The sequence below is a fragment of the Fructobacillus sp. ChS1-6f1-1-27 genome, from assembly GCF_059579415.1.
Genome location: NZ_JCAOER010000005.1, coordinates 35,430 through 57,527 on the forward strand (window position 1 = coordinate 35,430; position 22,098 = coordinate 57,527).

At 47.8% G+C, this 22,098-nt stretch carries 16 protein-coding genes; all 16 read right to left on the minus strand.

What is annotated here, in order from left to right; all coding sequences use genetic code 11:
- Positions 1 to 10: 10 nt before the first annotated feature.
- The 16 genes from AC5162_RS03800 to rlmD all read right to left on the minus strand — a co-directional run bounded on the left by AC5162_RS03800 (position 11) and on the right by rlmD (position 22,089).
- Entirely contained in the window at positions 11 to 817 is an 807-nt protein-coding gene (locus tag AC5162_RS03800; protein WP_496533923.1) for an HAD-IIB family hydrolase, read from the minus strand.
- A 45-nt stretch (positions 818 to 862) separates the two neighbouring features.
- Positions 863 to 2,338, minus strand: coding sequence for a signal recognition particle protein (gene ffh / locus AC5162_RS03805; RefSeq protein WP_496533924.1), 1,476 nt, complete (start codon positions 2,336 to 2,338; stop codon positions 863 to 865).
- A gap of 30 nt (positions 2,339 to 2,368) precedes the next feature.
- Entirely contained in the window at positions 2,369 to 2,710 is a 342-nt protein-coding gene (gene ylxM, locus AC5162_RS03810) for a YlxM family DNA-binding protein (RefSeq protein ID WP_496533925.1), read from the minus strand.
- Complete coding sequence (gene ftsY, locus AC5162_RS03815) at positions 2,710 to 3,888, minus strand: signal recognition particle-docking protein FtsY (RefSeq protein ID WP_496533926.1); 1,179 nt, start codon at positions 3,886 to 3,888, stop codon at positions 2,710 to 2,712. Before ftsY ends, ylxM begins: the two co-directional genes overlap by 1 nt.
- A gap of 24 nt (positions 3,889 to 3,912) precedes the next feature.
- Entirely contained in the window at positions 3,913 to 7,479 is a 3,567-nt protein-coding gene (gene smc, locus AC5162_RS03820) for a chromosome segregation protein SMC (protein WP_496533927.1), read from the minus strand.
- A 14-nt stretch (positions 7,480 to 7,493) separates the two neighbouring features.
- Positions 7,494 to 8,189: a ribonuclease III gene (gene rnc, locus AC5162_RS03825; RefSeq protein WP_496533928.1), complete on the minus strand. Its 696-nt coding sequence runs from the start codon at positions 8,187 to 8,189 to the stop codon at positions 7,494 to 7,496.
- 116 nt (positions 8,190 to 8,305) lie between these two features.
- Positions 8,306 to 9,667 carry a phosphoglucosamine mutase gene (gene glmM, locus AC5162_RS03830; protein WP_496533929.1) on the minus strand — a complete coding sequence of 454 codons (1,362 nt, stop codon included), beginning with the start codon at positions 9,665 to 9,667 and terminating at the stop codon, positions 8,306 to 8,308.
- A 42-nt stretch (positions 9,668 to 9,709) separates the two neighbouring features.
- Positions 9,710 to 10,708 carry a CdaR family protein gene (locus tag AC5162_RS03835; RefSeq protein ID WP_496533930.1) on the minus strand — a complete coding sequence of 333 codons (999 nt, stop codon included), beginning with the start codon at positions 10,706 to 10,708 and terminating at the stop codon, positions 9,710 to 9,712.
- Positions 10,705 to 11,529, minus strand: a complete 825-nt coding sequence (cdaA, locus tag AC5162_RS03840; protein WP_496533931.1) for a diadenylate cyclase CdaA — start codon at positions 11,527 to 11,529, stop codon at positions 10,705 to 10,707. The genes AC5162_RS03835 and cdaA overlap by 4 nt, the downstream gene beginning before the upstream one ends.
- A 3-nt stretch (positions 11,530 to 11,532) precedes the next feature.
- Positions 11,533 to 13,632: a cation:proton antiporter gene (locus AC5162_RS03845; protein WP_496533932.1), complete on the minus strand. Its 2,100-nt coding sequence runs from the start codon at positions 13,630 to 13,632 to the stop codon at positions 11,533 to 11,535.
- A gap of 3 nt (positions 13,633 to 13,635) precedes the next feature.
- Positions 13,636 to 14,514 (minus strand): UDP-N-acetylmuramate dehydrogenase, encoded by an 879-nt coding sequence (gene murB / locus AC5162_RS03850; protein WP_496533933.1) that lies wholly within the window; start codon positions 14,512 to 14,514, stop codon positions 13,636 to 13,638.
- A 166-nt stretch (positions 14,515 to 14,680) separates the two neighbouring features.
- The gene (locus AC5162_RS03855) at positions 14,681 to 15,169 is read right to left on the minus strand and encodes a YehS family protein (protein ID WP_496533934.1); all 489 of its coding nucleotides are present in this window, start codon (positions 15,167 to 15,169) and stop codon (positions 14,681 to 14,683) included.
- A gap of 25 nt (positions 15,170 to 15,194) precedes the next feature.
- The gene (gene mutL / locus AC5162_RS03860; RefSeq protein WP_496533935.1) at positions 15,195 to 17,294 is read right to left on the minus strand and encodes a DNA mismatch repair endonuclease MutL; all 2,100 of its coding nucleotides are present in this window, start codon (positions 17,292 to 17,294) and stop codon (positions 15,195 to 15,197) included.
- Positions 17,278 to 19,986: a DNA mismatch repair protein MutS gene (gene mutS / locus AC5162_RS03865; protein WP_496533936.1), complete on the minus strand. Its 2,709-nt coding sequence runs from the start codon at positions 19,984 to 19,986 to the stop codon at positions 17,278 to 17,280. The genes mutL and mutS overlap by 17 nt, the downstream gene beginning before the upstream one ends.
- Before the next feature lie 12 nt (positions 19,987 to 19,998).
- Positions 19,999 to 20,532, minus strand: coding sequence for a hypothetical protein (locus tag AC5162_RS03870; RefSeq protein WP_496533937.1), 534 nt, complete (start codon positions 20,530 to 20,532; stop codon positions 19,999 to 20,001).
- Between the two features lie 168 nt (positions 20,533 to 20,700).
- The gene (gene rlmD / locus AC5162_RS03875) at positions 20,701 to 22,089 is read right to left on the minus strand and encodes a 23S rRNA (uracil(1939)-C(5))-methyltransferase RlmD (protein ID WP_496533938.1); all 1,389 of its coding nucleotides are present in this window, start codon (positions 22,087 to 22,089) and stop codon (positions 20,701 to 20,703) included.
- Between the last annotated feature and the right edge of the window lie 9 nt (positions 22,090 to 22,098).

Sequence of the window (22,098 nt, forward strand, 5' to 3'; positions counted from 1 at the left end):
CGCTAAAAGCTCACAACAAGTCTGCCAAAATGGTCTTCAAAACGCCATCATGGTTATAGTCAGCCTTGGCAACCGGGTAGCCCCGGTCTAACAAAATCGGGTCGGAGTCTGGCATCACATAGGGGTGTCCAACTAAGTCCAACATCTCCAAGTCATTGAGGCCATCGCCAAAGGCCGCCATTTCACTGGCTTGAATACCAAGACGGTCACCCAAGTCTTTTAGGGCCACCCCCTTATTAACGGTCGGGTTGACAATATCGACCGCCCCATAACCAGAGGTAGTGATATGGACTGGCAATCCTTTTTTTTCAACCGTCGCAATGAATTCGTGTTCGAAGTTTGGCAAGTCAACGGTCATCTTCAAGATTGGCTCATCAATTTGGTCCAAGGAATCAATCATTTGCAAATCCTTGAAGTACAAGTTTGCCTTGCGGTCGCCCAGACCAAGGTCTGCCATCGGCTTTAGCATATAGGCCTGGTTAATCCCAGTAAAAACTAGCCCCATTGAAACCTTGTCTTGGTGGTCCATAATCGTATCAATAATCGGTGCGAAGGCTTTCGGGTCAATCGCATAAGTTGCTTGGACCTGGCCGCCTTCAATCACTTCGGCCCCGTTATTTGAAATCAGGGTGTAGTCTTGGGATTGACCGGCAAAGTAAGCCGCCACCTTATCGGGGTGGTTCCCGGTCGCAACCACAAAGGTCACGCCCTGGGCCTTAGCCCGGTCCATCATTTCTTGGTAGGCCTTATGGTCAAAGCTTTTGTCAGCCCGCAAAAATGTAGCATCTAAGTCTGTTGCAATCAATTTAATTGTCATCTTTAGTCTCCTACCCTTTCAACACCCATTCACCAAAAGCCTCTGTTACTTCTTACCGCGCTTTTTCTTTAGCTTTTTCAACTTTCGAGCAGCCTGCTTCATGGCCATATTTTGCATCTTTTGACCGAGGTTACCGGATGGCATTTGGCCACCCATACCGCCCATCATCGCACCCATGTCCATCCCAGATTGCCCCATCATTGACTCCATTCCGGAAAAGTTTCCGTTGGAAGCCTGGTTCATCATCTTACGCATCTGGTCAAACTGCTTAATCATCTTGTTAACTTCGACCACTGGCCGACCAGCCCCAGCTGCCAAACGGCGGCGACGGGATGGGTTCAACAAGTCAGGGTTTTCCCGTTCTTTTTTCGTCATGGAAGAAACGATTGCTTCCATGTGAACGAACTGCTTCTGATCGATTTGTAGGTTCTTCAACGCTGGGTTATTGGCCATTCCAGGAATCATTTTAATCAAATCTTCCATTGGGCCCATGTTTTGAACCTGGTGGAGTTGTTCGATAAAGTCATTGAAGTCAAAGGTGTTCAGCCGCATCTTTTCCAGCTGCTCAGCCTGCTTCTTTTCATCGACTTCACGCTGGGCCTTTTCGATAAAGGTCAGCATGTCCCCCATACCAAGGATTCGAGAAGCCATCCGGTCTGGGTAAAAGACATCCAAATCAGTTGGCTTTTCCCCTTGTCCAACAAACTTGATTGGCTTACCAGTCACATCGCGAATTGAAAGGGCGGCCCCACCACGGGTGTCCCCATCCAACTTAGTCAAAACAACTCCGGTCAAATCCAACTGGTCGGCGAAACCTTGGGCGGTTTCAGTCGCGTTTTGCCCAGTCATGGCATCAACCGTCAACAAGACTTCGTCTGGTTGGGCGATTGATTGGACGTCCTTCAATTCAGCCATCAATTCGGCATCAATTTGCAAGCGACCAGCCGTATCAATCAAGACATAATCGTTCTTGTTGTCCTTGGCTTGGGCTAACCCGTGTTTCACAATCTCACGGGGGTCAACATCAGTTCCTTCTGAATAGACCGGAACTTCCAAGTCCTTCCCCAAGACTTCCAACTGGTCAATGGCGGCTGGACGGTAAATATCGGCCGCAATCAAAAGTGGACGGGCGTTTTCTTCCCGCTTTAACTTGTAAGCCAACTTGGCGATCGTCGTCGTCTTACCAGCCCCTTGCAACCCAGCCATCATAATCGTGGTTGGAATCTTTTCGGACTTATTCAACGGTACCGCTTCGTCACCCATCAAGGCCGTCAACTCATCGTTAACGATTTTAACGACTTGTTGTGGCGCGTTCAATCCTTCCAGGATTTCAGCACCCTTGGCTTTTTGCCGGATTTGGTCGATGAATTTCTTAACAGTTGAGTAAGAAACATCGGCTTCCAATAGGGCTAAGCGGATTTCGCGCAAAGAGGCCTGGAGGTCCTCTTCGTTGATCTTACCGCGACCGGTTAAGTTTTTTAACGCTTTCGATAAGCGGTCAGTTAGGTTTTCAAAAGCCATCAGTTCTTCGCCAGTTGCCTGGCTTCCCCCTTAGTTCAGTTCTTTATTGACCAATTGGTCTAAAATTTGTTTTAAGTGTGTGTCTTGCCCGTAGTTGGCCTTAACATAGGTCACTAAATCTTGTTCCAAGCCTTCTCGTAAAATCGAATCTTGGTACAAATGCAGGATTTCTTCGTAATGAAGGAGTGCTTCAACACCCCGCTTGAGGTTATCAGAAACCGCTTGGCGGGATACCGATTCTTCTTCGGCGATTTCAATAATTGAAAAATCGTCTTCAAAGTAATACTGCAAGTAGGACTGCTGCTTTTCAGTTAGCAGGTTCCCATAAAAAGGCAAGAGTGCGTTGACTTGGTTTTTCTTTGCTAAGTCCATTATTTACTAACCAGGTCTTTAAACATGCCGTAAACAAAGTCCTCTGCGGAAAAGACCCGTAAATCGGTCGCTTTTTCCCCAAAGCCAATCCATTTAACTGGCAAATGCAGTGCGTCACGGATAGCAAAGACAATCCCACCCTTGGCGGTACCGTCCATCTTAGTCAAAACAATCCCAGTCACATCCGAAGAGTCCTGGAAGAGCTTGGCCTGCTGCAAAGCATTTTGACCGGTTGTAGCATCCAAGACTAGCAAAACTTCCTGCGGTGCACTTGGCAAAACCTTCTTAATCACCCGGTTCATCTTGGCCAATTCCTGCATCAAGTTGACATTGTTTTGCAACCGACCGGCTGTATCAACAAACAAGACATCGTAGTTTTCAGCCTTAGCCTTATCCACTGCCGTATAAACAACCGAAGCAGGGTCGGCCTTTTCTGGCCCAGCAACAACCGGCACATCAGCCCGGTCACCCCATTCCTGGAGTTGCTTAACAGCACCAGCCCGGAAAGTATCGGCAGCGGCCAATAAGACCTTCTTACCGGCTTGCTTATATGAACTAGCCAATTTTCCAACAGTAGTCGTCTTACCGACCCCGTTGACACCGACAAAAAGGATGACCGTTGGCTCACCCTCTTTGGCAAAGTGCATTGTCTGGTCTTCTTCTTCGCCCTGGCGGTCGTACAAGTCGACCATCTGCTTGATAATCAAGTCACGGATATCATCCTTATCCTTGATATTCTCAAGCTTAACGGCTTCGCGGACTTGGTTTGAAATTTGAATTGACAAGTCAAAGCCTAAATCGGCCCCAATCAAGGTGTCTTCTAGCTGCTCGAAGAAGTCTTCATCAACTGAGCGGAAGTTCGCTAAGAATTTGTTAAAACGGTCAGCAAATCCCTTACGCGACTGGGTCAAGCCCTTGTCATAAACGGCCTTGGTATCGTCTTCTTTAACAGTTTCTTCTGACTGGCTGACAGCCTGGTCTTCTGCTTGGCGGCTCTCACCAGTTGCTGGTTCTTCAACCGATTCACTCTCCACCACTGGCTCTTTTGCAACCGCTTGGTCAGCCGGGTCGGTTTCGACCTGGTCCTCGACTACTTGGTCAACTGACTGTTCGGCAGAGCTTTCCTGCTTAGCCGGTTCATCAGTCGATTTCTTTTTAAAAATGTCAAAAAGTCCCATATCTGACTCTCCTTCTCGGCATAATTATACCGGTTCTGCCAGTTGTTCGTTAGCCTCTTCGATGTTAACAGCCACCATCTTGGAAACCCCGGCTTCTTGCATGGTCACCCCATACAAGACCTTAGCAGCTACCATCGTTCCCTTTCGGTGGGTAATGGTGATGAACTGGGTTTGCCCACCGAAGTTCTTCAAGTAAGCCGCAAAGCGGTCAACGTTAGCTTCATCCAAGGCAGCTTCGGCTTCGTCCAGCACAGCAAACGGCACTGGCCGAACTTGCAAAATGGCAAAGAGCAAAGAAATCGCCGTCAAGGCCTTTTCCCCACCAGACAAAAGTGACATCTGCTGGAACTTCTTGCCCGGTGGCTGAGCCTTAATATCGATTCCAGTCGTTAACAAGTGCTCCGGATCCGTTAGCTCAATTTGAGCCTGTCCACCCGCAAACATCTTGGTGAAGACGTCTGAGAAGTTGACAGCAACCGCATCAAAGGTTTCTTTAAAGCGGACCTGGACTTCCTGGTCCATCTCATCGATCGTATTTTGCAAGGTTTCCTTAGCAGCCTTCAAATCATCGGCCTGCTTCGTCAAGAAATCATGCCGTTCTTTGATTTCATCGTACTCTTGAATAGCAGCGATGTTAACTGGGCCAAGGTTATCCAAGGCTTTTTTGGTCTCTGCCAACTCATCAGCAATTTCTTGGTCAGACTTATCCGATTCGACCAAGTCCGCCTCTGATTCAACCGTCAAGCCATAGGTCTGGCGCAAGGTTGAAATCTGCTTAGCCAACTTTTCTTGGCTAGCTTGCAACTGGTGGCTAGCCGACGACTGGTCAACCATGTCCGTATTCAATAATTCTTGTTCTTTGGCTAATTGGTCTTCTTGTTCTTTGACCAAGGCTGACAACTTCGCTGACTTTTCAGCCAAGTCGGCTGCTTCTTGTTGGGCCTTTTCTAAGCCTTCTGTCAAATCCAAGACCGCCTGGTCCATTTCTTCAGCACTGGCAACTTGGTCCAAAGCATTTTGCATTTGGTCAATTTTTTCAACTAATTCTGCCAAATGTGCTTGGGTCTGGTTAACGGTTTCAGCCAAACGGTGCTGGTTGGCCTGTTCAGCTTCCAACTGAGCTTCGACCTTAGCCAATTCAGCCTGGAATTCAGCCTTTTGGTCTTGGTAAGCCTGGTGGTCTTCTTGGAGCTGGTTCAATTGGTCGGTCAAATCTGCTGTTTGGCCTTCGGACTGAGCCTTTTGCTCTTCGACCTTGGCCAAGTCTTGGTTAGCTCTTTCCTGTTCTGCCTTGGCATCATCCAAAGCAACCTGCAAGTCCTGTAAGTCCAATTCCAAAGTGTCAACTTCAGTCTGGTACTTGGTAACGGTATCCTTCAAACCAGCTAACTGGTAGTCAGTTTGTTGACCCTGGGCGACAAAGTCCCGGTTCTTTTGGACCAGATCAGCTAAGTCATCTTCCAAGCCAGCAACCGTTCCTTGACGGTCATCTCGGACCTTGGCTAAGTCGTTCAAAGCCTTTTGCTGGTCAGCTAAGCGGTCGGCTTGCTCCTTTAACTCAGTTTGCCGAGACAAGACTGAGGTTCCTTGGCGGAAGTTGGCTCCACCGGTAATCGAACCACCAGCGTTGACTAATTGGCCATCCAGTGACACCACTCGGAGGCGGTTTTGGCAAGCCTTGGCTACCCGAGTAGCGGCATCCAAGTTTTCAACGACCAAAGTCGTTCCAAGCAAGGATGACAGGATGTTTTCCATCCCACTTGGCATCTTCACCAAGTCAGCTGCCACGCCAATATAACCTGGTTCCCGGCTAGCAGCCGAGATATCACGGGCTGACCGGGGTTTAATCGTATTAATTGGTAACAGCGTCACCCGCCCCTTTTTGTTCTTGGTCAAATAAGACACAACCGACTTCGCCGTTGCGGTCGAATCAACCACAACCTGCTGCAAGGCCCCACCCAAAACAGTTTCAACCGCTTTGGTATATTGCTTTGGCACCGTAATCAATTCGGCCACCACCCCCTTGATACCGGGGAAGTTCCGCCGAGTTTGGCCCTGCATCAGGTTCTTAACCCCTTGGTAAAAGCCAGCATAGTCGTCCAAGGCCGCTTCAGCTTGGTAGCGAGACTGGGCTTGTTCAAGGGCATAAGCTCCTTGTTGCCAGTCTTTTTGAGCAGACTGGTAGGCATCCTTGGCTTTGGCTAATTCATCTTGCTTAGCTGACACTTGCCCTTCGTAAGGGTTTTCACCGGTACTTTGGTCTGGGTGGCCTTTTTCATAGTCTGCCTGGGCTTTTTCTGCCTGGTCCAACTCGGCCTGGGCAGCAGTCAAGGCTTCTTGCTTCGCCGTTAACTGGGCCTGGTTTTGCTCAATTGACTTTTCTTGGTAGGTCAACTTGTTATGCAAAGAAGCCAAGTCTTGCATCGTTGCCACATAGTCGTTGCGGTTTTGGTTCAATTGGTCTTGGACTGCTTGAACCTTGGCCGTCCCATGGTCTTGGTCGATTTGCTTAATCGTGGCCTTTAAGTTCTTTTGTTGGTCCAGATAAGCAGCTAATTGCTGGTTGACTTGGTCCAACTCGGCCTGTGTGCTTTCAACCTGCTGGTTTTCTTCAGCTTGCCGGTCTTTAGCAGTTGCCAAATCGCGGACCAACGTTGCCTGTTCTTGAGAAGCCAATTTCTGGTTTCCAATCAGCTGCTCTTTTTCCTGGGTCTTAGCCACGATGTCAGCCTGCAAGGCATCACGGTCTTGCTGGATATCATCGTAGTCTTGCCGAGTTTCTTCCAAAGCTTTTTGAACCTTGGTCACAGCCATCTGACGGTTAGTCACCTGTTCTTTAGCAGCCTTGGCCAGACCCTCTTGGTCCATGACGAGCTGTTGTAAAGCCAAAATTGACCGGGTCAACCGGACCTGGTCTAAGCCTTCAAAACTTTCACGTTTTTTCAAATAGTCTTTGGCATTTTCTGCTTGGTCTGCCAAGGGTTCCAACCGACCAGAGACTTCTTGGATAATGTCATCAACCCGGTCCAAGTTTTCTTCGGTTGCTTCCAGGTCCTTTTGGGCTTTGTCCTTATTTTGCTTATACTTATAGACCCCGGCCACTTCTTCAATAATTGACCGACGTTCTTCTGGCTTAGCTGAAAAGATCTTTTCAACCTGACCCTGGGAAATAATTGAAAAACCATCCCGGCCCAAACCAGTATCCATAAAAAGTTCGTGAATGTCTTTCAACCGACATTCAGCCCCATTCAACTGGTAAGAGGATTCACCAGTCCGGTATAACCGCCTAGTAATCCGGATTTCCGAAAAGTCAGACGCAATATAATGGTCGGCGTTATCAAAGGTAATTGAAACTTCCGCCCGGTTTAAAGGCTTGCGGTTTTTGGTACCACCAAAAATAACGTCGGCCATCTTATTTCCACGGAGGTCCTTGGCAGACTGCTCCCCCATGACCCACCGGATAGCTTCAATGATATTTGATTTTCCAGACCCGTTCGGGCCAACAATCCCAGTCATCCCCTGTTGGAAGTCAATAACTGTTTTGTTTGCAAAGGACTTAAAGCCAATAATTTCCAGTGTTTTTAATTTCATAAGTGGTAGTTTTGTTAAGTTAAATCTTGTAAGGCCTTCTGTGCGGCAGCCTTTTCAGCATCTTTAATGGATTGGCCAGCCCCGTGGGCCAAAACCTTACCATCGACAGCAACCGAAACCCGGAAAACCTGACTGTTGTCAGCTTTCCGACTTTCGTCTTCAATCGTGTATTCAATATCGACCGAGCCCTTGGCCTGCAACTTTTCTTGCAAGCGGGACTTGAAGTCAATAAATTGGTCAAAAAAGTTTTCATCAATCGCGGCAAAGACCGTCTGGTTCAACAGCGAAACGACCGCCTCTTGCCCTTGGTCCAAGAACAAGGCGCCGATAAAGGCTTCCCAAATGTCTTCAAGCAAGGAAGGCCGTTGGCGGGCACCGTTCATTTCCTCACCCTTACCCAAACGGATTGCTTCGTTTAAATGAATCACCTTTGAGAAGTGGGCAAAAGACTTGGTTTGGACCATCGTGATTCGCATTTCAGTCAATTGACCCTCATCCCAGTCTGGGTAGCGCTTAAAGAGGTATTCTGTCACCGTTGCTTGCATGACAGCATCCCCCAAAAATTCCAACCGTTGGTAGTCACGACCGGTTTCTTTGGGGTGCTCATTTAAGTAATTTCGCTGAGTCAACGCCTCTTCTAACAGGGGTAAATTATTAAAGTTAATGTGGTAATTTTCGGCCAAATAGCCAGTAAAGTCTGCGGGTGACAAGGTAGTTTCCTTTCAATATCCAATTACTAGTATTATACCAGACTTTTCCTTTCAAATTTTAAACAAAAGAGCAAAAAAACAAGGATTTAACAACCGTTAATCCTTGTTTTAAATCTTTATTTTTCTTGTTCAACCACTGCAACAATATCGTCAACATATTGTTTTACCAATTCTTCAGTTTTGGCTTCTGCCATCACTCGAATAATTGATTCCGTTCCAGAAGGACGGACCAAAACTCGACCATCACCGGCCATCTGCTTTTCAACTTCTTCAATCTTAGCTAGCATGGCTTGGTTTTCCATCATTGCGTTCTTATCACTAACCTTGATGTTGACCAACTTTTGAGGGTACAAAGTCACATCGGAAGCTAATTCTGACAAAGACTGACCAGTTTCTTTCATGACAAAGAGCAGCTGCAAGGCAGTTAGCAAGCCATCCCCAGTCTTCGCCCAGTCACGGAAGATAATGTGACCAGACTGTTCACCACCAAGGTTATCATCGTCTGCCACCATCTTTTCCATCACATAGCGGTCGCCAACTTGGGTCTTGACCGAATGCATTCCCTGAGCTTCCAAGGCCTTGTAAAAGCCGATGTTTGACATCACCGTTGAAACCACCGTGTTGTGCTTCAACCGCCCCTGTTCGTTCATATACCGGGCAGTGATATACATGATTTTGTCACCATCAACGATTTCACCGTTTTCATCAACGGCAATCAACCGGTCACCATCACCGTCAAAGGCCAATCCGGCGTTAAAATCACCATCTTGGACCATTTTTACTAAGGCTTCTGGGTGGGTTGACCCAACCCGGTCATTAATGTTCAAACCGTCTGGTTCAGCGCCCATCGTTTCAAAGTCAGCGCCCATATCGGCAAATAACTTTGGCAACAAGTCAGAAGTTGCCCCATTAGCCCCATCCAAGGCCAGCTTAATCCCAGCTAGGTCAGCTGGAATGGTCTTTTGCAAGAAGGCCAAGTACTTCTGAGCGCCTTCTTGGTAGTGAGAAACCTTACCTAGACCAGCAGCGCTTGGTCGTGGCAAAAGGTCAACTTCACTATCTAAGAGTTCTTCAATTTCAGCTTCCAAGTCATCAGAAAGCTTAAAACCATCTTGGCCAAAGAACTTAATCCCGTTATCCCCAGCTGGGTTGTGGGAAGCAGTGATTTGAATCCCAGCGTCTGCTTCCAAGTCTTCAACTAAGTAAGCAACCGCAGGAGTGGTAATCACTCCGAGGTTCAGCACATCAATTCCAACTGACAGCAAACCGGCCACCAAGGCCTCTTGCAACATTTCAGAAGAAATCCGAGTGTCTTGACCAACGACCACAACCGGTGCTTTTTCCGGATTTTCGTTGTGCCGGGTCAAAACGGCCCCACCGGCCCGGCCTAATTGCATGGCCAGTTCCGGGGTCAGACTTTGGTTGGCAATCCCACGGACACCATCAGTACCAAAATACTTTAACTTTGATTCACTCATTTAAAATCATCTCCAATAACGCTATGTTACGAAATCAGCGTCCTACTTTGGGGTAATCGTCACCGAAACGCTCGAATCTGAGATTGAACTAACCCCAGATGGTTGCGTTAATGACACCGTTTTCGTTGTCTTACTAGTGATATTTGATAAATCTAAACTAACAGGCAACGAACTGATGCCATTAAGTGTATCACTAGACCCAGAAATTGTCACTGTTGACGGATTGAAAGAAATCGTGTAGTTATCGGTCGAACCAGCACTAGCTGAAGCAGTCAACGATACCTTTTTACTGGTCGATGAACTAGATGAACTTGACGATGAGCTTGATGACGATGAGCTATCTGAGCTACCAGAAACTGTCAAACTTACTTTAGCTGTCGCTTGGCTCAAAGAAACTTGGACAGGGTTGCCATTCTTATCATAGGCTGTCAACTTCGCATTTTGCGTGACATTGCTCTTGGTGTTGTTTGACAAGTTAACATTGGCACCGATATGGTCAACCGCATCAACATTGTCCTTGGGACCAGTAATGGTGACCGACTTCGTATCAACACTTGTATCAGTTACAGAATAACCACTAGCAATCTTTGAACTATCGTATTGTGCTTCAACATTCTTCTTAGCAGTTGCCTTTTCAGCCAAGGTGATTGTTACTGTCTGCGGACTGGTAGTAGCCGTCAAGGACGAATTTACACCAGTCAAAGCTAGTGAAACCGTGTGCTGGCCCACGCCTAAGTTAGACATGTCGGCCACGGCCTGAATATCGTTATGACTCTGCGCAGCAGTCACTAAAGCTGTTGAACCATGGATCGTGGTTGACACGGTACTTGGTGCCCCAACTAAGACATAGTCATCGGAGTCATATTGAACGTTTAACGGAACGGACAAAGTTGCCTTCTTTTCAGGCAGCAAAGACGTATAAGAACTGTTGTTAGAGCCAGAATAATTTGACTTGGTTGACAACACATAAGCCGAAATCAAAAGGGCTAATAACAGTGAAAAGATTATATTAATTGTTTTAGATGAAGCCCATTTTTTCATGATTTCTTCCCCCGCCACAAGAACTTAAGAATTGGGTTGCGTTGTCCCTTCTTCATTGGTTCAATCCATTGCTTTTCAAAGAAGTTCAAATAGGAATCGCGGTCCATATTTCGCAGTAAGTCACCCCGCTGAGTAATTGAAATTTCACCAGTTTCTTCTGAAACAACAACCGTCACAGCATCCGTTGCTTCAGAAATTCCAACAGCAGCCCGGTGACGGGTTCCCAGTTCCTTTGGAATTCGAGTTGATTCAGACAAAGGTAGGTAGGCAGCCGCAACCGCTACTTCATCATCATTGATAATCACGGCCCCATCGTGCAAGGGGGTATTTGGAATAAAGATATTAATCAAGAGCTGGCCAGTTACCTTGGCATCCAAGTGAATTCCAGTCTTGATGTATTCTTCCAGGCTGTCTTTTCCATTAATCGTAATCAAAGCCCCAATTCGACGCTTTGACATGTATTCTAAGGCCATGTCCAAACCAGCAATCAATTCCCGGGCTTGCTCATTATCCAAGTGTTGGCGACGGACAGTTAGCCGCCGACCCAAGTTTTCTAACCCACGCCGGATTTCTTGTTGGAAGATGACAACCAAGGCAATTGGCGCCCAGGTAATCAACTGGTCCATCAACCAAGAAACCACGACCAGGCCAACTGACCAGGCGATGACCTTGATTAAGATGACAGCCCCGACCCCTAGCAAGATTTGCAAGGCCCGAGTCCCTTCCACAAAGGTAATCACCTTGTATAACAAGAACCAGATAATCAAGATATCTAGTACGTGGACCAGGTTGTTACTGGTCATGTATGCCCAAATTCCCATTTTTTACTCCTCGTTGCGGCCAACTAAAGTCCTAGTTTCCGCATAGTTTATTACTTGTCTTAAGTTAATGCTTGTCTGCCGGCTAATCCGCTTTTGCTCATAGAGCTGCTGGACAAAGTCGCGCTCGGCATTCAAAGCCTTCAACTCCAACTCCAAACGGAGCTGATCGTCTGCTTCTCTCTGGTCAAACGATGAGACCTGCTTGGTCTTTTCGATTTGGTACCGGTAGACCACAATTAAATTATACGCCTCTTGGCGTAAAATGCGGTACATTACCGTGTCACCGAGCTGGTCTGCCACATAATCTGACAAAGCCTTAATCCCGGCCTTATACATTTCCCGGGTGGCGTGGCCCGATTCTTCATGTACCGTGTCTGAATCTTGGTCAGATAACCAAATTCCTAAATCAGCCCGAATTCGGCGGTAAAGCCACTTAATTTGCCTTCTGGCAAAGATATCACGGTTAGCGGCCAAATCGACTTCCTGCTGGTCCAACCGCCGTTTTTGCAAAGTATAAGTAATCAGCGCGATTTCTTCATCTGCCAAAAGTTGTTGGAGGCGGTCCCGCTGGGCCCGCAAGGCAACTTCTTGCAGTTCTAAGTCAATTTCACTCGTGTAATCCTGCTGGTCAGGATCCATTTTAACCGTCCGCCGTAACTGCCGGACGACTTTTTGCCGGCCCGCGATTAACTCATGGATAATCAAACGGTTATCTTCCGTTTGTAAGTCTCGGAGCTGTTGGATACCCACCCGGGCCAGCCACAGTCGAGCCTTTTTCTCACTGACATCGGCTTGATGGTGGTCAACGGCATCCTTGTCGACTTCCGTTGCTCCTTCCGGCTGAGTAAAGTCGTGGCTCAGCTTTTGCTTGCTAATAATTGGCAGCATAATGGCGGCTGCTAACAAGGAAAAGACCACCACGACGGCCGCAATAAAGATTACCAAGTCTCGGCCAACAAAGGCCTGGCCCCGGTTGGTTGTTAACGGAATTGTTAAGACAGCGGCCATCGTCACTGCCCCACGGACACCCGTCAAGCCTGACACCACCGCCGATTTAAAAGAGGCTTGGCGGTGGTGGTGGCGGAATTTTTGACCAATTTGAATGCCGTAGGCCCACAAAACCCGGACCATAAAGATCACAAACCAAACTAGCAGACCATAACCAACCGCTTCCAAGTTGGAAATGTTGGTATCAACTAAGATGTTGCGGAGGGCATTTGGCAAAGTGACCCCAAGTAAGACAAAAATCAAACCGTTTAAGACATAAACAATTACTTCCCAGCTATGGACCGAGACGATTGTTGCTTCGGCCGACAAGAGGCCAACATGGCGGTCGTTTAAGAGCTTAGCGGTAATCCCACCCGTTACAACGGCAATCAGGCCAGAAGCGTGCAACGGCATTTCCGCAATCCAGTAAATCACAAAGGGCATCAAGACCGTAATAACGGTGTAAAAGACCACATCGGCTAAACCGAAACGGGAAACCGAGTCACGAATCCAAATAATTAAGGCCCCGACTAAGACCCCAATCGCAATTCCTGCTAAGGTCATCCAGGCAAAATTCAGCAAGGCATCGGTCAGCACAAAGGACCCTGCCACGACAGCCTTAATTGCCGTGTTAAAAGAAACCAAGCCAGTGGCGTCGTTAACCAGGCTTTCACCAGTCACAGTGTGCAAGAGGCTCTCTGGTAATTTGACCCGCTTAGCAATCCCTTGAACAGCGACTGGGTCAGTCGGTGACAAGACGGCCGCCAAGGCGAAGGAAACCGTCAAAGGCAGTGATGGGATCAACCAGTAAATGGCAAAGCCACCAATCACAGTCGTTAGTAAGACCAACAAAATAGCGTTGGCCAAAATTGGCACTCGGAGTTCCCAGAGTTCTCGCTTCGGAAAGTGCCAGGCATCGTTAAATAAAATTGGTGCGACAAAGAGCATCATAAACCAATGGGAATCGACTTCGACGTAGGTTTTGGCGACAACTGCCAAGAAAAAGCCAATTAAAATTTGAAATAATGAAACCGGAATTACCGGCACAAAGTGCGAGATGATGCTAGAAACAGCCACTCCCGTCACTAAAACAATCATTAGTTCGATTATATCCATCGGTTAACGGTCTCCTATAATGCGGACTTCAGGTTCTAGGTGAACTTGGAATTCTTGGAAAACTTTATCTTGGACCAGGTGAATCAAATCTTCATAGTCATTACCGGTTCCTTGATCAAAGTTGACCATGAAACCAGCGTGTTTTTTAGACACTTGGACGCCCCCAACGCTGGTCCCTTGCAAGCCAGAATCCATGATTAGCTTACCGGCAAAGTGCCCGGTTGGTCGCTTAAAAACCGACCCATTCGACGGGAAGGACAGCGGCTGCTTGCTAGCACGGGCGTAGTTGAATTGGTCCATCTTCTCTTGGATGGCCTCCTGCTTTCCCTCTGCCAAATCAAAACGGGCCTCGATTACGACCCCGCTGTTTTCTTGGAAGACAGACTGGCGGTAACCAAAGTCCAATTCATCTTTTGTAAAGGTTTGAATTGAAAGGTCTGGCATCACGGCAGTAACAGAGGTCACCACCATATCGGCCTGGCCACCGTAGGCTCCAGCGTTCATAAAGACCGCCCCACCAATAGAGCCAGGAATTCCCGCGGCCCATTCTAAGCCAGTCAGCCCCCTTTCTTGGGCAACGGCTGCCAGCCAAATAATGTCGGCACCGGCTTCAGCAATTAACGCCGTCCCCTCTTGTTTGATATCACGGAGTTCTGTCGTAATAATCACTAACCCGCGCAAGCCCCCGGAACGAACAACCAGGTTCGATAGCCGGCCGAAAACATGGACAGGTAAGTCTTCCTGCTTAGCCCAAGCTAACAAGTCCTGTAGCTCAGCCATCGTCTGCGGCCGAGCCAAGTAGTCAGCCACCCCACCCGCTTGGGTGTAGGCATATGGTGCAATCTTTTGTTGTTCAAGCATCTTAGGCTTAGCTACTGACATGACATTCTCCATTAATATCCTATTATTTCTATCATAACAAATTTTACAGTCTTCATATGAAGAAAAAAGACGGCCGTCGGTTTTCCCTAGCAAATCCTAGGCCCCCTTGGTCGTCTTTTTCAATGATTATATCCTTTTATCAACAATAATAAAGCAAAACTGGTACTTAGCCACGGTACTTCTTGCCCATCCCCGCCAAGAGCTTACGCAAGTAACGGTCACCAGCTTCACGGTAGTTACGATGGTCAGGCCGGCGCAAGATTGCTGACAGTTCCCCATTTGAAATCTGGTCGCCTGCCAAGGCAAATAAAGCCTGAATATCATCCGATGTATAGGACATGGCAATCTTAATCTTCTTAATCGCCACATTGTTCACCAAAGTTGGATGGGTAATGTCAAAAGTTGGTGGCACTACCTGGCCATCCTTATCAGTTCGCTGCCCCCGCTTTGAAATCACTAAGCCATTTAAAAAGCCTTCCAAATTATGGGCAGACAAAGCCTGGTCAGGCTTTTCATCATCAGCCTGCTTGGTCAAAATCCGGTCCAAGTCAGATTGAGAAACCTTGATACCGCCAAAGGCAAAGATCTCGACGATTTCTTTATTTTGCAAGCCGAGTGCATAGCGCAAGCGGATAATAATATCGTTGTAATTCATTCCAATTCCTTCCAAAAGGCTCGCCCTAAAATGGGTGAGTATCATAGCTTTGCCAAGACTCATGCGAGTCTTGGATCCGCTTAAACATTCGTTCCATTTCCGTTAAAGTAAATGAAATTAACACTGGCCGACCATGCGGGCAGTTATAAGGATTTTCAGCCGTTTTCAGGTCTGCTAATAGTTGCTTGGCTTCCTGGTCTGAAATATGCCAGTTGGCCTTAATCGCCCGCTTACATGACATCATAATCGCAGCCTTCTCACGAAAGGCAGCCACGGTTAACTTACCATCTTGTAAGATCCAATCAACCATCTCGCGGATGGTACTTTCGACCTGGTCACTGGGAATCCAGGCTGGGTGTTCATAGACCGCCAAAGTATTTGGTCCAAATTCTTCCAAATGCAAACCAAGGTCTTGCAAGGCGTCCTGGTAGTCATCAATCTTTAACAGGTCCGCTGCCGGATATGACAGCATTAGTGGTGTCAGTAACTGTTGTTGGTCGCCCCCGACTTGGCCAACCGCTACCCGGAAGTGTTCATAATTTAACCGTTCCTGGGCAGCATGCTGATCGATGAAGTACAAGTGGTCTTGGTCTTGGGCAAACAAAAAGGTCCCGTGCATTTGGCCAATGTAATCCAAAGTTGGGAAGCTGTTTTCCTCAGCAACTTGGTCGTTTAAGTCTAAGTCCTGGTTAACCGGCTTTGATGCTGGCGTAACTGGTTGGGGCTCAGTACTAGTACCTTGGTCCCCTAGCAGACCACTATCGTGGTCACTTTCAGCCAAGTAGTCCGTTAAGTCGGCCTGCGCCGCTTCATTCGAAGTCCCATAGTCTGCCACCGGCTCGGCAACTTGGTTATTTAAGTCAATCGAACCAGCAGTCTCACCATCAACTTCATCAGCCGCAAAAATGGGCTGGTAGTCTTCCTGCTCATACCGACTAGCAAAGTCCTGTAAGACAGACTGGCCCAATTGGCTTTCCTTTTCGACCAAAACTTCTTGCCCAGTGACCGGCACTTGGTCCAAGTCAGCAGAAACCGTCTGTGGTTCTGGGGCCTGGTTAGCAGCTTCTTTGGCTTGTTCAGCCGCAGCTCGCCGTTCCTTATCCCCGTTCAAATTATCCAAGGCGCTCGGAATCAAGTTTTCTTCGCTCAACCGGTCGCGGATGACGGCAGTAATCAACTCGGTTAATTCATCTTCTTCCGTCAAGCGGATCTCAGCCTTTTGGGGGTGAACATTCACATCAACCAAAAGTGGGTCCAAGTCAATGTTAATCGCCCCAATTGGGAAACGGCCAACCATTAACTTGGAGCCATAACCATTAATGACCGCATTTGAAACCGAAAAGTTTTTAACAAAGCGGTGGTTCACGAAAACGGCCAGATAAGACCGAGAAGACCGGGTTACTTCTGGCAATGACAAATAGCCCTTGATTTGAAAATGTTCCGACTCGCCAGCAAAGCCAACCATCTTTTCCGCAGTATGGCGGTCATAGACAGTGGCCAAGACCTGGCGGAGGTCGCCGTTTCCAGCAGTCTTCGTATAAGTCTTCCCATTATTCGACAAAGAAATTGCTACTTCGGGGTGGGCCATTGCCAAATGGTTCACTGTCTCAATGACATCCGACAGTTCTGACCGTTCAGACTTCAAGTACTTCAACCGGGCTGGCGTGTTGTAAAACAGGGACCGGACGGAAACGGAAGTTCCAAACCGGCCAGCAGCCGGACCAGACTGCAAGACTTCGCCACCCTGGATTTGGTAGGCGAAGCCCGTCTCAGCATCCTGGGTCCGGGTCTGTAAGGTCACATCAGCGACAGAGGCAATCGACGGCAAGGCTTCCCCTCGAAAGCCTAGGGTCATGACGTTAAAGAGGTCATGACGGTCAGTAATCTTGGAAGTCGCATGGCGGATGAAGGCGGTTGGAACCTGGTCGGCCTCAATCCCCTCGCCGTTATCAATCACCTTAATCAGGTCAAGGCCACTCTTTTCCAAGACAACATCGACTTGGTGGGCGTGGGCGTCAATCGCGTTTTCTAGCAGTTCCTTCACAACCGAACTCGGCCGTTCAATCACTTCCCCCGCGGCAATCTGGTTGGCAAGGAGGTCTGGTAACTCATGAATCTTGGCCATCGGCTGACCTCATTTCTTGGAGCTTGGCAACTAAGTTTAGGGCTGCCAGTGGGGTTAATTGGTTCAAATTGGTCTGGTCCAACTTGTCTAAGACCTTCTGGTCGGTTGTTGATAATTCGGCAACCGGCGCCGGCTTTTCACCAGCAATTTCAAAGAGTGGTAAGTCTTCAGCCATCCCGTCAGTTGGACGAGGAGCATTATTGACCTTGGTATAAGTTTGGCCTGTGCCACCCTGGCCTCCTGCTGCTGTCACCTCTTTCAAAGCTTCTTCGTTGCCATGGGCTTCCAAGGCTGCCAAAATTATATCAGCATTTTTCAACAAAGACTTTGGCAAGCCAGCCAAGGCAGCCACCTGGATTCCATAAGACCGGTCAGCGGCCCCAGCTTGGACTTGGTGTAAGAAGTGCAACTTCCCATCATCGGTTAGCTGGGCACCAACGTGGACATTTTGAATAGCTGGGTGTGACTCAGCCAGAGCAGTCAATTCATGGTAATGGGTCGCAAAAATTGTTGTGGCATGGAGGCTCTGATCTAAGTACTCGATAATTGCCTGGGCCAAAGCCATCCCATCATAAGTCGCTGTTCCCCGGCCTAACTCGTCAAATAAAATCAAGGACTGGGCAGTCGCCTTTTGCAAAGCCAGGTTGGCTTCAGCCATTTCGACCATGAAGGTTGACCGGCCGTTCACCAAGTCGTCGTTGGCCCCAATCCGGGTAAAGATTTGGTCAAAGATTGGCAAATTGGCCTCATCAGCTGGGACAAAGGCCCCCATTTGAGCCATCAAAACAACCAAGGCCATCTGGCGCATATAAGTCGACTTTCCAGCCATGTTCGGACCGGTCACCAATTGGATCTTCGTCTGGTCGTCAAAGTGAACATCATTGGCGACATATTCGCCAGGGCCAAGCAAGGATTCAATCACAGGGTGACGGCCCTGAACAATCTGCAAAGCCCGGCTACCATCGGTATGGAAGTTTGGCTTAGTAAAGTGGCGGTTTTCGGCCACATCAGCCAAAGCAGCTAGGACATCTAAACGGGCCAAGTGGCCAGCTAAAGTCTGCAAGCGGGTAATCTGGTCTTTCACCGTTTGCCGGACTTCTAAGAACAAGTCATACTCCCGGTCAAACCGCTTGGTCTGCGCCGCAAAAATCAAGTCTTCATGTTCCTTTAGTTCCGGTGTCGTAAACCGTTCTGCATTTGTCAAAGTCTGCTTACGGTGGTAACGGCCCTCTTCTAATTTGTCCAAGTTAACCTTAGTCACTTCAATAAAGTAGCCAAAGTTCTTGTTGTACTTAACCTTTAAATTATTAATCCCAGTCGCTTCTTGCTCTTGCTTTTGATAGTCAGCCAACCACTGCTGGTTGTCGGCCAAGGCCTGGTTATAGGAATCAACCTGGTCATCGTAGCCAGGACGGATTAAGTCGCCATCACGAACTGAAATTGGTGGGTCTGGCACAATCGCCTGGTCAATTAAAGTTGCCAAGTCAAAGAGCGGGTCAATTTCCTTCCCGGCCCCCTGCAAGATTGGGTTCTCGGCCGTTGTTAAAGCCCCCTGCAAATCAGGCACGGCCTGCAAAGACCGCTTCAATTGAACTAAGTCACGGGCGTTCAAAGTCCCCAAAGCCGCCTTGGCAGCCAAACGTTCCAAGTCGTAAACAAACTTCAATTGGTCTTGGACCCGACCGCGGGTAAAGAAGTCATCCTTAAAAGCAGCGACGGCATCTTGCCGTCCCTGAATCGCCTTTAAGTCTTTCAACGGCTTAATCAGCCACTGCTTTAATAACCGACCACCCATGGCTGTCTTGGTTTCATCCAAGAGGGCAAACAGTGAACCAGCCTTTTGCTTTGTTCGAGCATTTTCTACCAAGTCTAAGTTCACCCGGGTTACCTGGTTAAAGACCAGGTATGCCTGCCGTTCATAGGTTTGAACCGGCATAATGTGGTCCAAGGACCGTTTTTGGGTGTCAAAGAGATATTGGAGCAAGTAGCCCGTCACCTTTTGCCCAGCAACATTCTTTAAATCCTGGGTCAAATACGAAATCGTTGATGATTGGTCATAATCGGCTTGGAAAGACACCACCAAGCCCTTTTGACCAACGGCATCTGCCAAAGTTGGGCTGGACCAGTCGCCAGACTTTGGCAAAACAACTTCCTTAACTTCCAAAGCTCCCAATTCATCGATAACGGCTGCTTGGTCGGCTAATTCTGTTTCTTTTAGTTCCCCGGTTGAAAGGTCAATATAGGCCAAGGCAAAGGCTGCTTGGTCCGCATCCCCCGGCTTTGAGCCCGTTGCAACCACCGCTGCCAAAAAGTTATTGTCCTTGCCATCACCAGCCTTCGCTGACAGTTTAGTTCCGGGCGTAATCAACTGGACGACATCACGCTTAACCATCCCCTTGGCTGTGGCTGGATCTTCCATTTGCTCAACAATGGCAACCTTGTGACCAGCATCAACTAAGATATCGATATAAGTCGAAACAGCATGGTGAGGGATTCCCGCCATTGGGATTGGGTTTTCAGAATTTTTATTCCGCGCCGTCAGGGTCAATTCCAAAATTTTAGCACCCTCAACCGCATCATTTTCAAAGAGCTCGTAAAAATCGCCCATGCGATAGAAAACAAAGGCATCGGGGTATTGGTCTTTAATCTGGTGGTACTGCACCATCATTGGGGTTTGTTCAGCAGTTGCCATGGATGGCCCTCCTTATTTTTCATCAGGGAAGTATACTAATCTTTCCAGTTGGTCAAAAGAAAACGAGATTGAAACATCAATTTTAGGTAAATAGTTATTTAACTCGGCTAAGTTTTTATAGGTGACTTGGAACAACATTTCACCCTTAAACTTAGTTCCGACTTCCATATAGCCTGGTAAATCTTGACTTTCAGGCCCAAAGGAGTGAAATTCTGTTCCCGAAAAACCATTATCATCAACTAAAGCTGCGGCACCGATTGCATAATCACCTAGCTCCCAGGATGCACCACGAAAATATTGGTCAGTCTCCCAGTCAATAAATTTCAACTGTGAAAAATCTGTGTCTGACTTCAAAGATAGTTCATCAATATTATCATTTTCTGAAAGAATTGGTCTTAAAATAAACGCCTTCTCAATAGTCTGCGAAATTCGTTCCAACATCTCTCGATTAGCCTTCTCAGTCACATCTAGAAATTCGAATTCAATTTTTCGACCATTAACTTCAAGCCAAAAATCAGCGAATGGTAAGGACAACTTAGTTTGCATCAATCGTTTCCAATCAATAACAAAGACCCGCTTGTCGACTGACAACCAGGCCTCTGCCAGTTTTATTTTAAGTATTGTTGGTTGGTGCTAGTGATTGTAACCATCAAAAGCCTCCAATCACATTAGACGAAACCAACTCGAAAAAATTACAAGATTTCTAAAAAATAATTATACCTTCTTAAAGGCCGTGACTGCTTCCACGTGCGTTGTCTGTGGGAACTGGTCGACCGGCTGGACTTCGCTATCAAAGACATAGCCTTGTTCCAGCAGTAGTTCAGCATCGCGGGCCATCGTGGCCGGGTTACATGAAATGTAAACAACCCGCTTTGGTCCCATGGCCCCAACTGCCTCAATAAATTCAGGGGTCAAACCCTTCCGGGGTGGGTCAACGAAGACGACGTCGGCCTGTAAGCCAGCTTCCGCCCAGTCCCTCATTTGACTAGGGGCATCTGCAGCAACAAAGTCCGCATTCGTCACATCGTTCAGCTGAGCGTTTTCCTTGGCATCAGCAATCGCCGCTTCCACCACTTCAACTCCGTAAACCTTTTTTACATCATCAGCGACCGTCAAAGCAATCGTTCCGATTCCACAATAAGCATCAATCACGACGTCAGTAGACTTCAAATTAGCCTTTTCTTTGGCGAGCTGGTAAAGCTTAGCTGTCGTGGTCGGGTTAACCTGGTAGAAGGAATTAGGGCCAATTAGGTACTTCTTACCCAATAAAACATCTTCAATCGCTGGTTCACCCCACAACAAGGTGTTTTTCCGACCCATAATCACATTTGTTTGGGCAGAATTGACATTTTGGACAACCGACTTTAAAGCAGGCAGTTGGTCCTTTAGCTTTTCAACCAAAATTTCTGCTTGCGGCAACTTCTTAGTCTTCGTCACTATCACGACCATTAGTTCACCAGATGCTTGACCATAGCGGGCCATTACATGGCGGACAACACCTCGGTCAGACTCCTCATCATAAGCTGAAATCCCCAGTTCTTGCAAAACGTCCCGGGTCACCCGGACTGCTTCATCAACAGCTGGGTGCTGGATGTAAAAGGAATCAGTTGGGATCAGCTTGTGGGAACCCCGCCGGAAAAAGCCGGTTTCTAACCGACCGTCAACCATCCGGGCTGGCACTTGGGCCTTGTTCCGGTAATGGGTCGGGTCATCCATCCCGATTGTTGGAGCGACCGTCACATCCAACTTAGCCTTTTTGAAAAGCTCTTTTACTTGAGACTGTTTCCACTTCAATTGGGCGGGATAAGCCAAATTTGCCAATGGAGCAATTCCAGTCGTTAAGGCTAACTGGTCAGTTAATTCAACCCGGTCAGCCGATTCTTCCAATAAGGTCTTCACCCGGGCAAAGCCGTAGTTTTTCAAGACCTTGGTTACTTGGATGTCAGCCTTTTCACCTGGCAAGGCATTGGCAACAAACAATGGGAAGCCATCAACTTTGGCAACCCCGAGGCCTTGGTAGGTCAGGTCAATAATATCGGCCGTAACAACTTCATTTTTATGAACAGGGGCCTTTTTTTTAATTTCACGGTTGGCTTTGGCCATGGATAAAAA

Excerpts from the sequence above, each read along its gene's own strand:
- AC5162_RS03800 (WP_496533923.1), bottom strand. The coding sequence starts at position 817 with ATGACAATTAAATTGATTGCAACAGACTTAGATGCTACATTTTTGCGG.
- ffh (WP_496533924.1), bottom strand. The coding sequence starts at position 2,338 with ATGGCTTTTGAAAACCTAACTGACCGCTTATCGAAAGCGTTAAAAAAC.
- ylxM (WP_496533925.1), bottom strand. The coding sequence starts at position 2,710 with ATGGACTTAGCAAAGAAAAACCAAGTCAACGCACTCTTGCCTTTTTAT.
- ftsY (WP_496533926.1), bottom strand. The coding sequence starts at position 3,888 with ATGGGACTTTTTGACATTTTTAAAAAGAAATCGACTGATGAACCGGCT.
- smc (WP_496533927.1), bottom strand. The coding sequence starts at position 7,479 with ATGAAATTAAAAACACTGGAAATTATTGGCTTTAAGTCCTTTGCAAAC.
- glmM (WP_496533929.1), bottom strand. The coding sequence starts at position 9,667 with ATGAGTGAATCAAAGTTAAAGTATTTTGGTACTGATGGTGTCCGTGGG.
- AC5162_RS03835 (WP_496533930.1), bottom strand. The coding sequence starts at position 10,708 with ATGAAAAAATGGGCTTCATCTAAAACAATTAATATAATCTTTTCACTG.
- cdaA (WP_496533931.1), bottom strand. The coding sequence starts at position 11,529 with ATGGGAATTTGGGCATACATGACCAGTAACAACCTGGTCCACGTACTA.
- AC5162_RS03845 (WP_496533932.1), bottom strand. The coding sequence starts at position 13,632 with ATGGATATAATCGAACTAATGATTGTTTTAGTGACGGGAGTGGCTGTT.
- murB (WP_496533933.1), bottom strand. The coding sequence starts at position 14,514 with ATGTCAGTAGCTAAGCCTAAGATGCTTGAACAACAAAAGATTGCACCA.
- AC5162_RS03855 (WP_496533934.1), bottom strand. The coding sequence starts at position 15,169 with ATGAATTACAACGATATTATTATCCGCTTGCGCTATGCACTCGGCTTG.
- mutL (WP_496533935.1), bottom strand. The coding sequence starts at position 17,294 with ATGGCCAAGATTCATGAGTTACCAGACCTCCTTGCCAACCAGATTGCC.
- mutS (WP_496533936.1), bottom strand. The coding sequence starts at position 19,986 with ATGGCAACTGCTGAACAAACCCCAATGATGGTGCAGTACCACCAGATT.
- AC5162_RS03870 (WP_496533937.1), bottom strand. The coding sequence starts at position 20,532 with ATGCAAACTAAGTTGTCCTTACCATTCGCTGATTTTTGGCTTGAAGTT.
- rlmD (WP_496533938.1), bottom strand. The coding sequence starts at position 22,089 with ATGGCCAAAGCCAACCGTGAAATTAAAAAAAAGGCCCCTGTTCATAAA.